The sequence below is a fragment of the Arthrobacter sp. SRS-W-1-2016 genome (assembly GCF_002009585.1).
GTDB classification, from domain to species: domain Bacteria; phylum Actinomycetota; class Actinomycetes; order Actinomycetales; family Micrococcaceae; genus Arthrobacter; species Arthrobacter bambusae_A.
Window position 1 is genome coordinate 87232 of record NZ_MTPV01000067.1, and the last position, 12478, is coordinate 99709.

11 protein-coding genes are annotated in these 12478 nt (G+C 64.4%); 7 read left to right on the forward strand and 4 right to left on the reverse strand.

Annotated elements, in window-relative coordinates:
* The first annotated feature begins 38 nt into the window (after window positions 1-38).
* The 5 genes from mnmA to BMF89_RS17670 all read left to right on the forward strand — a co-directional run bounded on the left by mnmA (window position 39) and on the right by BMF89_RS17670 (window position 7016).
* Window positions 39-1178 carry a tRNA 2-thiouridine(34) synthase MnmA gene (gene mnmA, locus BMF89_RS17650; RefSeq protein WP_078108369.1) on the forward strand — a complete coding sequence of 380 codons (1140 nt, stop codon included), beginning with the start codon at window positions 39-41 and terminating at the stop codon, window positions 1176-1178.
* Window positions 1179-1441: 263 nt separating this feature from the next.
* Window positions 1442-3070: an ABC transporter substrate-binding protein gene (locus BMF89_RS17655; protein WP_078108370.1), complete on the forward strand. Its 1629-nt coding sequence runs from the start codon at window positions 1442-1444 to the stop codon at window positions 3068-3070.
* Window positions 3071-3185: 115 nt separating this feature from the next.
* The gene (locus BMF89_RS17660; RefSeq protein ID WP_078108371.1) at window positions 3186-4274 is read left to right on the forward strand and encodes an ABC transporter permease; all 1089 of its coding nucleotides are present in this window, start codon (window positions 3186-3188) and stop codon (window positions 4272-4274) included.
* A 1-nt stretch (window position 4275) separates the two neighbouring features.
* Complete coding sequence (locus BMF89_RS17665; RefSeq protein ID WP_078108372.1) at window positions 4276-5310, forward strand: ABC transporter permease; 1035 nt, start codon at window positions 4276-4278, stop codon at window positions 5308-5310.
* A complete protein-coding gene (locus BMF89_RS17670) occupies window positions 5307-7016 on the forward strand; it encodes an ABC transporter ATP-binding protein (protein ID WP_078108373.1) in 1710 nt (569 codons plus the stop codon). Before BMF89_RS17665 ends, BMF89_RS17670 begins: the two co-directional genes overlap by 4 nt.
* 81 nt (window positions 7017-7097) lie before the next feature.
* On the opposite strand, the gene BMF89_RS17675 is transcribed toward BMF89_RS17670, so the two are convergent.
* Window positions 7098-7757, reverse strand: coding sequence for an NAD(P)-binding domain-containing protein (locus tag BMF89_RS17675; RefSeq protein ID WP_078108374.1), 660 nt, complete (start codon window positions 7755-7757; stop codon window positions 7098-7100).
* A gap of 78 nt (window positions 7758-7835) precedes the next feature.
* Between BMF89_RS17675 and BMF89_RS17680 the strand changes: the two genes are divergently transcribed.
* Together BMF89_RS17680 and BMF89_RS17685 are read left to right on the forward strand one after the other, a co-directional pair.
* Window positions 7836-8222 carry a chorismate mutase gene (locus tag BMF89_RS17680; protein WP_078108375.1) on the forward strand — a complete coding sequence of 129 codons (387 nt, stop codon included), beginning with the start codon at window positions 7836-7838 and terminating at the stop codon, window positions 8220-8222.
* A 4-nt stretch (window positions 8223-8226) separates the two neighbouring features.
* The gene (locus BMF89_RS17685) at window positions 8227-9264 is read left to right on the forward strand and encodes a hypothetical protein (RefSeq protein WP_078108376.1); all 1038 of its coding nucleotides are present in this window, start codon (window positions 8227-8229) and stop codon (window positions 9262-9264) included.
* Between the two features lie 18 nt (window positions 9265-9282).
* On the opposite strand, the gene BMF89_RS17690 is transcribed toward BMF89_RS17685, so the two are convergent.
* From BMF89_RS17690 to BMF89_RS17700, 3 genes are read right to left on the reverse strand one after another with little or no spacing between them, the layout of a single operon-like run.
* On the reverse strand, window positions 9283-10014 hold the full coding sequence (locus BMF89_RS17690; RefSeq protein WP_078108377.1) for a DUF4166 domain-containing protein: 732 nt from the start codon (window positions 10012-10014) through the stop codon (window positions 9283-9285).
* A 55-nt stretch (window positions 10015-10069) separates the two neighbouring features.
* Entirely contained in the window at window positions 10070-11362 is a 1293-nt protein-coding gene (locus BMF89_RS17695) for a DUF58 domain-containing protein (RefSeq protein WP_078108378.1), read from the reverse strand.
* 49 nt (window positions 11363-11411) lie between these two features.
* A complete protein-coding gene (locus BMF89_RS17700) occupies window positions 11412-12455 on the reverse strand; it encodes a MoxR family ATPase (RefSeq protein ID WP_078108379.1) in 1044 nt (347 codons plus the stop codon).
* Window positions 12456-12478 lie beyond the last annotated feature (23 nt).

Consider the following 12478-nt stretch of genomic DNA (forward strand, 5'->3'; position numbering starts at 1 on the left):
CGCGCAAATCTTCTCCCCAACATCAACAGAAAGCCAGCATGCGAGTTCTTGCAGCCATGAGCGGCGGAGTCGACTCTGCCGTTGCCGCCGCCCGCGCCGTCGAGGCAGGGCACGACGTCGTTGGCGTCCACTTGGCGCTGTCCCGCATGCCCGGAACGCTGCGCACCGGCAGCCGAGGCTGCTGCACCATCGAAGACTCCCGCGATGCCTGGCGCGCGTGCGACGTCCTGGGGATTCCGTACTATGTCTGGGACTTCTCGGAACGCTTCAAGGAAGACGTCGTCCAGGACTTCATCGATGAATATGCTGCCGGCCGCACTCCCAATCCCTGCATGCGCTGTAACGAGCGGATCAAGTTCGCCGCCCTCCTGGAGAAGGCTGTCGCCCTCGGATTCGATGCGGTCTGCACCGGCCACTACGCCAAGGTCATCCAGGACGCGGACGGCAATCCCGAACTCCACCGAGCGGCCGATTGGGCCAAGGATCAAAGCTATGTCCTCGGCGTCCTGACGCACGAGCAGCTTAAGCACTCCATGTTCCCGTTGGCGGAGACCCCGTCCAAGGCTGAGGTCCGCGCCGAGGCCGAGCGCCGCGGCCTGTCCGTGGCGAACAAGCCGGACAGCCATGACATCTGCTTCATCCCGGACGGCGATACCGCCGGCTGGCTCGCCGAGAAGATCGACATGACCACCGGCGACATCGTGGACGAGGCCGGAACCAAGGTCGGGGAACACCCTGGGGCCAACGCCTTCACCGTAGGCCAGCGCCGCGGCCTCAAGCTCGGCACCCCTGCCGCTGACGGCAAGCCGCGCTTCGTCCTGGAAATCCGGCCCAAGGAAAACAAGGTGGTCGTCGGGCCCGAAGCGCTTCTGGCCATCGACGAGATCCGTGGAATCAAGGTGTCCTGGGCAGGCGTGCCCATTGCTGAGGTTTCCACGGGCGCCGAGTTCGACTGCCACGCCCAGGTCCGCGCCCATGGTGATCCGGTTCCTGCCAAGGCTTCGGTCGTGCGGCACACCGACGACGCCGGCACCGAACGCGAAGGCCTCGTGGTGACTCTTGTCGAGCCCCTGCGCGGGGTGGCTCCCGGGCAGACAATCGTGCTGTACCAAGGCACGCGTGTTCTCGGCCAGGCCACCATCGACGCCGCCCGTTCCCTGCAGCGCGCGGAACTCTAGGGCCGCGAATTCCGGCGACTTTCCCGCGGGGAGCATCGTCAATATTGTTAGCGCTAACAAATGCGCTTGTCGACACTGGAAGCGCCCTGACGTGGCCCGCCTAGCCGACTTCGAGCCAAAAGAAAAGTAAATTTTGTGTCTCAACTCACAAAATCAAACGTTTCACCAAAAATGCTTCTGATTGAATCGTGGAGTCAGGAGTATGTGCTCCGAGAAAATTACCCACGGCGGTTCGCCGTTTCCATCGAACAGAAAGTTCACTGATGGCATTGAACAAAAAAGCCTTGCGCAGCGTTATCGCGTTCGCGGGCATCTCCGTATTCGCTCTGACGGCCTGCACGGGCCCGGCGGGCGGCGGCGGTTCAGCTTCTTCAGCTGCCAGCGGCCCGATCGCTTATGGCACCACCGACAAGGTGACTGCTCTCGATCCCGCGGGCTCGTACGACAACGGTTCCTTCATGGTGATGAACCAGGTCTATTCCTTCCTCCTCAACTCGAAGCCAGGAAGCGCCGACCCCGTTCCGGACCTGGCCGCGTCGGCGTCGTTCACGTCGCCAACCGAGTACACCGTGAAAATGAAGCCCGGACTGAAGTGGGCCAACGGCCATACGCTGGACTCCACCGACGTCAAGTTCTCCTTCGACCGGCAGCTCAAGATCAACGATCCCGCTGGTCCTGCAAGCCTGCTCGAAAACCTGGACAGCGTCAGCGCCCCGGACCCAAGCACTGTCGTTTTCAAGCTGAAGCTTGCCAACGACCAGACGTTCCCGCAGATCCTCAGCAGCCCGGCCGCGCCGATTGTGGACCACCAGGTCTTCCCGGCCGACAAACTGCTTTCCGATGACGACATCATCAAGGCCAAGGCGTTCTATGGCCAGTACACGATCGACAGCTACAAGAAGAACGAGCTCATCAGCCTCAAGGCATACCCTGACTACCAGGGTGTCCTGGGCAAGCCGGCCAATGACGCCGCCACCATCAAGTACTACGCTGAGCCGACCAACATGAAGCTGGACATCCAGCAGGGCAACATCGACGTTGCAAACCGGAGCCTCAGCGCCACCGACGTCGACGACCTCAAGAAGGACTCGAAGGTCAAGGTCAACGTAGGTCCCGGCGGCGAGATCCGCTACATCACGTTCAACTTCAACACCATGCCGTTCGGTGCCAAGGCACCCGGTGCAGACCCGGCCAAGGCACTCGCCGTGCGCCAGGCGATCGCCAACCTCGTTGACCGCCAGGCCATCGCGGACCAGGTCTACAAGGGCACCTACCTGCCGCTGTACTCCAACGTCCCCAGCGGCTTCCTGGGCGCCAACGAGTCGTTCAAGGACGCTTACGGCGACAACGGCAAGCCGAGCCTGGACAAAGCCAAGAAGGTCCTTTCCGACGCCGGCGTCAAGGACGTCGTCACCTTGAACCTCCAGTACAACCCGGACCACTACGGCAAGTCCTCGGGCGACGAGTACGCCATGATCAAGGACCAGCTGGAGAAGTCGGGCCTCTTCAAGGTCAACCTGCAGTCCACCGAATGGGTGACCTACAGCAAGGCCAGCCGTGCCGACGAGTACCCGCTGTTCCAGTTCGGTTGGTTCCCCGACTTCAGCGACCCGGACAACTACCTGACCCCGTTCTTCCCGAACGGCGGCTTCTTGAAGAACCACTTCAACGACCAGGCCGTGACAGACCTCATCAACAAGCAGCTGACCACCACGGACAAGTCGGCTCGCGAATCAACCATCAAGGACGCCCAGAACGCTCTGGCAAAGGACATTTCCACTTTGCCGCTGCTCCAGGGTGCCCAGGTTGCCATCTCGGCACAGGGCGTGAACGGCGTCGACAAGACGCTTGACGCTTCCTTCAAGTTCCGATTGGGAACTATTTCAAAGTAAGCAGCCGGTAGGGGGAGGCGGGTGCCAACAGGTGCTTTGCCTCCCCTTATTGCTGATTGCCTCACATTTTGAGCAAAACCCCGCGCGATCCGCGGGCAATGAACTTTAGGTAGCAATGACAACACTTATAGAGGTGCCCGACGTCGAACCGGACGCGGTCGCTCCCAAGAGTAAATCAGCGGGCGGGGGTCTGGGCAGGTACATCGTCGTCAGGTTCTTCCTGATCATTCCCACGATCTTCATCCTCGTGACCCTGGTTTTCTTCCTCATGCGGGTCATCGGAGACCCCATTACCGCAGCCCAGGGCGGCCGGCTTCCTCCGGATGTCCTGGCGCAGAGAATCCACGACGCCGGTTACGACCGGCCGATCATCATCCAGTACTTCGAATACCTCGGCCAGCTGGTCACAGGCAACTTCGGCACTACCATCACCGACCGGCGCCCCGTCGTCGAAATGCTGTCGACGTTCGGCGCGGCCACCCTTGAGCTGTCGATCAACGCGCTGATTGTGGCGCTCGCAGTCGGCATCCCGCTGGGCATGATCGCCGCTCAACGGCGCGACAGGGCGACTGACGCTTTCCTGCGCTGCTTTGCGATCCTCTGCTACGCCACCCCGGTGTTCTTCTCCGGACTCCTGCTCAAGCTGACATTCTCCGTTTGGCTCGGCTGGCTCCCGGTGGCCGGGCGTGTGTCCACCCGTACCGAGCTGGCCATGGGCCAATTGGCCGCCCCCACCGGCATCTATTGGCTCGACGCCCTCCGCAGCGGCAATTTCAACGCACTCGGCGACGTCGTGTCGCACGCAGTGCTTCCCGCTATTGCCCTCGGTCTGCTGACCGCCGGTGTCTTCCTGCGCCTCGTCCGGACCAACGTCATCGGCACGCTGGGCAAGGACTATGTCGAGGCCGGCCGTTCCCGTGGCGTCAGCGAGTTCCGGCTCGTCACCAAGCACGCCTACAAGCCGGCGCTGATCCCCATCATCACCGTCATGGGCCTGCAGATCGCCCTGATGCTCGGCGGAGCCGTGCTCACCGAGACCACCTTCGAATGGAAGGGCCTTGGCTACCAGCTGGTCCAATACCTGAATGCGAGGGACTTCGTCGCGGTCCAGGGCATCGTGGTGCTGCTGGCCGTCATCGTCGCATTTACCAACTTCGTCGTGGACGTCGTCGCCGCGCTGATCGACCCGCGAGTGAGGTACTGACATGAGCACTGCAACAATTTCAGGACGAAAGAAGTCCTTCCTGTCCGGACTTCCCGTCATTTCCCACGTCAACAAGAGCGTTGGCCTCCAGCGGGGCATGCTCATCACAGGGCTTGTGCTGACCGGGCTCTTCCTTCTCTCGACCGTGCTTGCGCCGTTCATCGCACCGTACGGCTATTCCCAACTGAGTGACGCTTCCGGCTCGTTCCCCACCCAGGAGGCCCCCAGCAGCAAGCACCTGCTCGGCACCACGGTGGGCGGCTATGACGTTCTTTCCCGCGTCCTATGGGGTTCACAGACCGCGGTGACCGTGATCGTCGTCGCCGTGGCGATGTCCATCTTCCTCGGCGTGGCGCTGGGCCTGCTCAGTGGTTACTTCGGCGGCTGGCTGGACCGGGTGCTGGTAGTCATCGCCGATGCCATCTACGCCTTTCCTTCCCTGCTCCTGGCGATCGTCATGTCGATCGTCATCAGCCGTGGCCAGTCGAGCTTCTGGGGCGGCATCCTCGCCTGCGCCTTCTCGATCACCGTGGTGTTCGTTCCGCAGTATTTCCGCGTGATCCGGGCCGAGACCATCAGGCTCAAGGCCGAGCCGTTCGTGGAATCGGCCATGGTCCTGGGTGCTTCCAGCTTCCGGATCATCACCCGGCACATCTTCAAGAACGCCACCCGGACGCTTCCGCTGATGTTCACCCTGAACGCCTCCGAAGCGATCCTGACCCTGGCCGGCCTCGGCTTCCTGGGCTTCGGCATCGAACCGTCCTCGGCCGCAGAGTGGGGCTTCGACCTCAACAAGGCCATGGCAGACGCGTCCTCCGGCATTTGGTGGACAGGCGTCTTCCCGGGTATCGCGATCGTCCTCACGGTGCTGGGGCTGACCCTGGTCGGCGAGAGCATCAACGATCTCAACGATCCCCGGCTACGTGGTCGCAAGCGTGCTGGAGGCAAGGCCTCCCGCTCGAAGGCCACGGCAGGAACCGACGGCAAGAACACAGGGGCCACCACCACTCCTGAACCAGAAGCAGGTAAGGCATGACCACCAACATCGGCAACATTTCGGACCAGCCGCTGCAATCCGGCCAGCCGGTCCTGGACATCGAACGGCTCAAAGTCACCTTTGCCACGGACAGCGGCGACGTCTACGCGGTCAAGGACGTCAGCCTCGAGGTCAAAGCCGGCGAAGTCGTGGCGATCGTGGGGGAGTCGGGTTCCGGCAAGACTGTCACGGCCAAGACCATCCTCGGCTTGCTCCCCGAGACAGCCATCAGCTCCGGAGCCGTGCTGATCAACGGCAACAACGTCATCAGCGTCAGCGCGTCCAAACTGCGCAAGATCCGCGGCCGCGACGTAGCCATGGTCTTCCAGGAGCCGTCAACGGCCCTGAACCCGGTGTTCACGGTCGGCTGGCAGATCGCCGAAGGCATTCGGGCCCATGCCTCGGACGGACACCGCATCTCGGCCAGGGAAGCCAAGAAGCGGGCTACCGAAGCCCTGCGCAAGGTAGGCATCCCCGATCCGGAGACCCGCGTCAACTACTATCCCCACCAGCTTTCGGGTGGGCAGAAGCAACGCGTGGTCATCGCTGCCGCGCTTGCCTTGAACCCGGGTTTGATCGTGGCGGACGAGCCGACGACCGCCCTGGACGTCACGGTCCAGGCCGAAATCCTTCAGTTGCTCCGGGACCTGCGGGACAAGTACGGCACCTCGATTGTCCTCATCACCCACAACATGGGTGTCGTGGCCGACCTGGCGGACCGCGTCGTGGTCATGTATCAAGGTGACGTGGTGGAAGAGGCTACTTCCAGGGTGCTCTTCGCGGAGCCCAAACAGGACTACACCAAGAAGCTGCTGGCCGCCGTGCCGCACCTCGGCCGCAACTCAGCGTCCGAAGGGGCCACTGAGCGCCTGCACCAAGGCGGAAAGGTCTTGGTTGAGGCAAAGAACCTCACCATCGAGTATCCAGGCCGCCTCGGCAAGCCTGGGTTCAAGGCCGTGGACAACGTCAGCTTCACGGTCTCTGAGAACGAGGTCTTCGGCCTGGTTGGCGAGTCCGGTTCCGGCAAGTCCACGATCGGCCGGGCCATCGCGGGCCTCAACAGGGCAACCGGCGGCAGCCTCAAGGTGCTTGGTTACGAAATGCTGGGCTTCAAGGAGCACACGTTCAAGCCGCTGCGCAAGGACATCGGCTTCGTCTTCCAGGACCCGGCCGCCTCGTTCAACCCGCACCTGACCATTGGTGAGTGCGTGGCGGAACCGCTGCTCATCCATACCCACCCCAGCCCGGCTCAAGCACGCCTGCGTGTGGCGCAGTTGCTCGAATCGGTGCAGCTGCCGGCGTCGTACGCTGAACGCTTCCCGCACGAGCTCTCCGGCGGGCAGCGCCAGCGTGCTTCGCTGGCGCGTTCGCTCGCGCTCAACCCGCGCCTCCTGATCGCCGACGAGCCGACCTCGGCCCTCGACGTGTCCGTGCAGGCAAAGGTCCTGGAACTGTTCAAGGACATCCAGGAAGAGTTTGGCTTTGCCGCGCTGTTCATCAGCCACGACCTCGCCGTCGTGGACATCCTCTCCCATTGGGTCGGCGTGTTGTACAAGGGCAAGCTCGTGGAACAAGGGATCGGCAGCCAGATCATGGGCAGTCCCCAGCACGACTACACCCGTAGGCTGATTGCCTCGCTGCCGGTGCCGGATCCTGACGAACAGGCCCGACGCCGGGAAGAGAACCGCGAGCTGCTGGGCATCTAGCCCGCCATCGAAGCGGTGATCCACAAGAACGGACATGCCCGCCCTTCTCCACGAAGGGCGGGCATGTCCGTTCCGTCTGGGCTATTCGGACACGATGCTGATGTTGAAGAGTTTGTCCTTCGGCTGGCGCATGAAGATCCGGAGCCACAGCGGCATCCACATTTCAAGGCCGCGGGCGACGTCGAGCCCGCCCAGGTCGTGGATGTGGTCCGGAATCCAACCGAACTCCCGCAGGAGCCCCACGACGGTGGCTTTCGCGTCCTCGTCGTTCCCCGCCACGAAGACGTCATGGGCACCATCGGCAAGCCTGAGCGGATCAACCATCAGCGGAGCAGTCAAAGTGTTGAGGGTCTTGACCACACGGGCCTCGGGGAAGGAACGCTGGATGGTCTCGGCAATACTGTCGGTATTGCAGACGGAGAGCGACGGCGGGAACCCCGCGGAAAAGTCCAGCGGATTGGATACGTCCACCAGGACCTTGCCGGCCAGGTTCGCGGCCCCGGCCTCGCTCAATGCTGCGAGCGAGACCGTGCCCGGGGTCGCGTTGACCACGATTTCCGCCATGCCGGCCGCCTGGGCGAAGGAACCGGAACTTGCTCCCGGCCCTGCCTGCGCCGCCCACTCCGTACCCTTGGGATTGCCGGCCTCCCGGGAACCCATCATGACCTCGTGGCCGACCTCCACCAATTTGCTTGCCAGGGCATGCCCTACCATTCCGGTGCCAAGAACTGCGATTTTCATGCGTGCTCTCCTTATCATCGGCGTGGACATGCCCATTCTGCCCCTCAAGGCCCGGCCGGCACACCCTAGACTGGAGGAATGACCGAGCAGAACCACGCCCTCCCCGACGCCGACTCCTTCGATCCTTCCGCCAGCTCCCTTGCAGGCAGTGTGGACCAGGCCGTCATGGACGAGTTGCTCTCCATCCGCTCCAGCATCGACAACATCGACGCCACCCTTGTCTTCCTCCTCGCGGAACGCTTCAAGGCCACCCAGAAAGTGGGCGTCCTCAAGGCGACGCACAAGCTTCCTGCAGGGGACCCGGGGCGCGAGTCCGCCCAGATTGCCCGGTTGCGCCGGCTCGCCGAAGAAGCGCACCTCGATCCTGCCTTCGCCGAGAAATTCCTGAATTTCATCATCAGCGAGGTCATCCGGCACCACGAGGCCATCGCCGAGGGCCACCAGGCTTCCATCGCGCAGGCCTGACGACGTGCCTGCCGAAACCGCGCAGAACCAGGTCACCGCCACGGCCTTGGGTCCCTGGCCCGGGACTGATCCTGCCGAGGCGGCACGGGTGATCCGTGGCGAGCTGGGCAGCCCGCACCTGCCGTTCCTTGCCGAGCTTCCCGACCGCGGTGTCGGCTCGGACGCCCTCGGCCGGACTGCATCGCTTCTGGTCGAGCTGGCGATCGATGTCCAGCCACACGGCTGGCGCCTGGTTGACCGCCCGGGGAAAGACCTGCGGCGCGCCAAGTCTGCGCTTGCCACGGACATCAACGTCCTCGCCGATGTTGCCGGCTCGGAAGAGACCTCCGCCCGGGAACTCAAGATTCAGTTGCGCGGCCCCTTGAGCCTCGCGGCCGGCCTCTATTTGCACAATGGGGAGCGCGCCCTTCTTGATTACGGCGCCAGGAGGGACATTGCCGAGTCCCTGGCGGCCGGCGTCGCCGAGCACGTGTCCCGGATCCGCGATGCCGTGCCGGGCGCCGGGATAGTGGTCCAGCTCGACGAGCCGGACGTCTCTTCCGTGTTGGCGGGCACCATTCCCACCGCGAGCGGTTACCGCACCCTGCGCGCCATCCCGGTCGAAGAGGCCACGGGCGCCTGGCGTTTGGTCATCGACGCGCTGCGGGCCGCGGGAGTCGCGGAGACAGTGGTTTCGGTTCCAGAGATCGAAGCACCCATCCAGCAGATCCTCGCAGCCGGGGCCGACGGCGTCGCGCTTCCGCTCAAAGCACTCACCACGCGCCAATGGGAACAGCTTGCCACCGCCGTCGAATCGGGCAAACGTGTGTGGGCCGGCGCCCTCACGGTAGAGAATCCGCGGGCAAACCTGCCACGCACCGCCGAACTCGTGGACAGCGTGTGGCGGCCTTGGCGCCAACTCGGCCTGCCGGCGTCGAGCCTGGGGGCCGTGCGTGTCACGCCGTCGGACGGGCTGGCCGGGTACTCGCCGTCGGGAGCCAAAGAGGTTCTGAACCGCTTGACCCAGCTTGCTGACGGGCTGAACCAGCTCGCGCTCGGTTAGCCTTTCGTCCGGCGCCTTCTAGACCCGCCGTTCCCACCGATCCGGCTCGGCGTAACGGGGGAGCCCGACGGCGGCAGTGGCGGTCCGTGCCGCCACGGCACCATCGGTCGCTGGTAGCGAGGGTGCCAAACGGTAATCGAAGGAGCCTGCGTAGACCAGGACCAGGCCCACATGGTGCTGAAGGACCTTCACCTGGATCCGATGTTTGCCTTCTGCCGCATCCCACCACTGCTCTGCGTAGGCTTTGGCGTCCAGGTAAGCCGGCAGGGCGAGCCTCAGGGGACCCAGGAACAAACGCGAGGCGCCCGAGACGCCGCGAAGCCGCCCCTCGGGCGTGACGTCCAGGTCCAAAGCCGTGGCGAGCCGGCGATACCGGCCCACGTAGTCGACCAGACGGGTGCCGTCGTTGCTGGTTTCCGCGACGGTGGTGTCATGGAACAAGCGGGTGTGCCCGGGGAAGAAGATTTCACGCCGGGCAGTGAGGCTGGAGCGCCCGAACGGGTCAAGGTGCGCATGATTTTCGATGCGGAACGGGATGCGCTCCCCGTATTCGGGGAAGAAGGCCTCTTCCCCGGCGACCGTGGCAAGGAGGGGGCGGAGCCATTTCTGGCGGCAACCGACGACGTCGAAGACGCCCTCGCCGATTCCGTAGTATCCGGAGCCCGGGGCGAGGGAGAAGTAGTCCTGGAGCTCGGGCTGCAATTGACGGAACTTGGCGCCCAGCGCCAGCTCGTAGATGGGTGTGCTCATGTGCTTTCCTCGGATTCCGGGTAATTGATTTTTGTGGACACGGCGCCCGGCCGGGCTACAAGCGGCCTGCGGCCTTCAGCCGAATGTACGCATCCGCCAGGAGTGGCGGCAATTCCACGGGCTCGGCGTCGACTACCTCCGCGCCAAGCTGCCGCAATTGGGCGCTCACGGCCTCACGGTCCAGCAGGGCACGTTCGGCGGCCGAGGCACGGAAGACCTGGCTCGCCGTTGTGCGTTCCTCCTTCATCCGTCCCAGCAAGGGGTCCCGGACAGATCCAATCAGCACCACGTGCTGCCGCACCAGTTGCGCTACCAAGGGGATGAGTCCCTCTTCCGGAGCGCCGCTGTCGAGCGAGGTCAACAGGACCACGAGGGAACGGTGCGCCGAAATGGCCCGAATCTCGGCCGGGATCCGGGCCCAGTCCAACTCGATCAGTTCCGCCTCGAGCGGAGCCATGGCCTGGACCAGGGAGCCGAGGAGATTGCCTTTCGCCGCCGAATCGACGCGCCCGCGGACGCGCCTGTCGAAGGCGAAGAAGTCCACGCGGTCTCCGCCCCGTTCAGCCAGCACTGCCAGCAAGAGCGCCGCCTCCATCCCGGTGTCCAGTCGGGGCTCGTCGTCTATCCGGGCTGCCGCCGTGCGCGAGGTGTCGAGCATGATCACGACGCGCCGGTCCCGTTCCGGCCGCCAGGTCCGGACGACGACGGCGGTGCGCCGGGCGGTGGCCCGCCAGTCGATGGAGCGCACATCGTCACCCCGGACGTAGTCGCGGAGGGAATCGAACTCTGTGCCGGCTCCGCGGATCTGCACGGCCGCCTTGCCGTCGAGCTCCCGCAGTTTCCGCAGCTTGGACGGCAAATGCCGCTTCGAATGGAACGGCGGCAGGACGCGCAGACGGCCGGGGAGGGCCACGGTACGTTGCCTGGCCGCCAGGCCAAGCGGGCCGAAGGAACGCAGCGTAACGTGCGGTGCGGTCAGCTCGCCGCGCCGCGTGGGCCTCAGCCGTACCGACACTCGCCGCCGCTCACCAGCCGGGATATCGGCGCGCTGGACCGCGGCGACGGTCCCGGCGGACGGCTGCCAGGCGTCCCGTACCAGCCCGCGGAAGGTTCGCCGGTTGCCGTTCTCCAGCGTCAGAACGGACTCCGTTTCCGAATGCAGGGTGACATTCCCCGGGTCCTTCCGCTGCAGGGCGATCTTCGCGGGCGACGCGGCCAGCACGATGTCGCACAACAACAGCGCGAGCAAGACGGCGGTGGTGAGAAGGACCGTGCTCCAGGCGGGAAACATGACCAAGGGGGCCAACGCGGCGAAAACCAGCAGCACGAAGCGGCCTGTGATCGCCATTCAATACCCCTGGATGGTCATGGTTCGGACAGTCATGAGGCACGGCCTATCAACGCGGCACGGGAACAGAAGCCAGGATGCTTCCGAGGACATCGTCTATGTGCACACCGTCCATTTGTGCCTCGGGACGAAGCCCAACACGGTGCCTCAAACACGGGAGGGAGAGTGCTTTGACGTCGTCGGGGGTGACAAAGTTGCGTCCGGACAACCATGCCCAGGCACGCGAGGTGTTCAGCAACGCCGTGGCACCGCGCGGGGAGACGCCCAGCTGGAACGACGGCGCCGCGCGCGTCGCCCGCACGACGTCCACGATATAGCCGAGGATCTCTGGGGCAACTGTCACTCCGGCCACCGCGTCGCGGGCATTTTGGAGTTCGGCGGGCCCCGCTACGGGCCTGACTCCCGCCGCGGGCAAATTGCGTGGATCAAAGCCTTCCGCATGCCTTCGGACCACTTCGATCTCTTCTGCACGTCCGGGCAACGGCATGGACAGCTTGAGGAGGAAGCGGTCCAGCTGGGCCTCGGGGAGCGGATACGTGCCCTCGTACTCGACCGGGTTCTGCGTCGCGGCCACAATGAAGGGCGATGGCAGCGGCCGGGAGAGCCCGTCCACCGATACCTGTCGCTCCTCCATGGCTTCCAGCAGCGAAGCCTGGGTTTTGGGAGGCGTTCGGTTGATTTCGTCCGCCAGCATGATGTTGGTGAACACCGGTCCTTCGCGGAAGGTGAATTCCGAGGTGTGCGAGTCGTAGACGAGCGAGCCCGTGACGTCACCGGGCATGAGGTCCGGCGTGAACTGGACCCGCTTCGTATCCAGGCTCAGGGCGGCGGACAAAGCACGCACCAGCAGGGTCTTGGCAACGCCCGGAACACCCTCAAGCAGTACGTGCCCCCCGCACAGAAGCGCGATGAGCATGCCCGTTACCGTTGCATCCTGCCCGACGACGGCCTTGCCTACTTCGTGACGGACATCCAGCAACGCTTTGCGGGCAGGATCCGACGTCGCAGGGGCCGGCGCCGGTTGCCCGTGCGACGCCGGGCCTCCCGAGTAGCCATGGTCGCCGTCTGTGAAGCTGTTCGCTTGATTGCCCATTGTTTGATTGCTGAGCGGTTGAT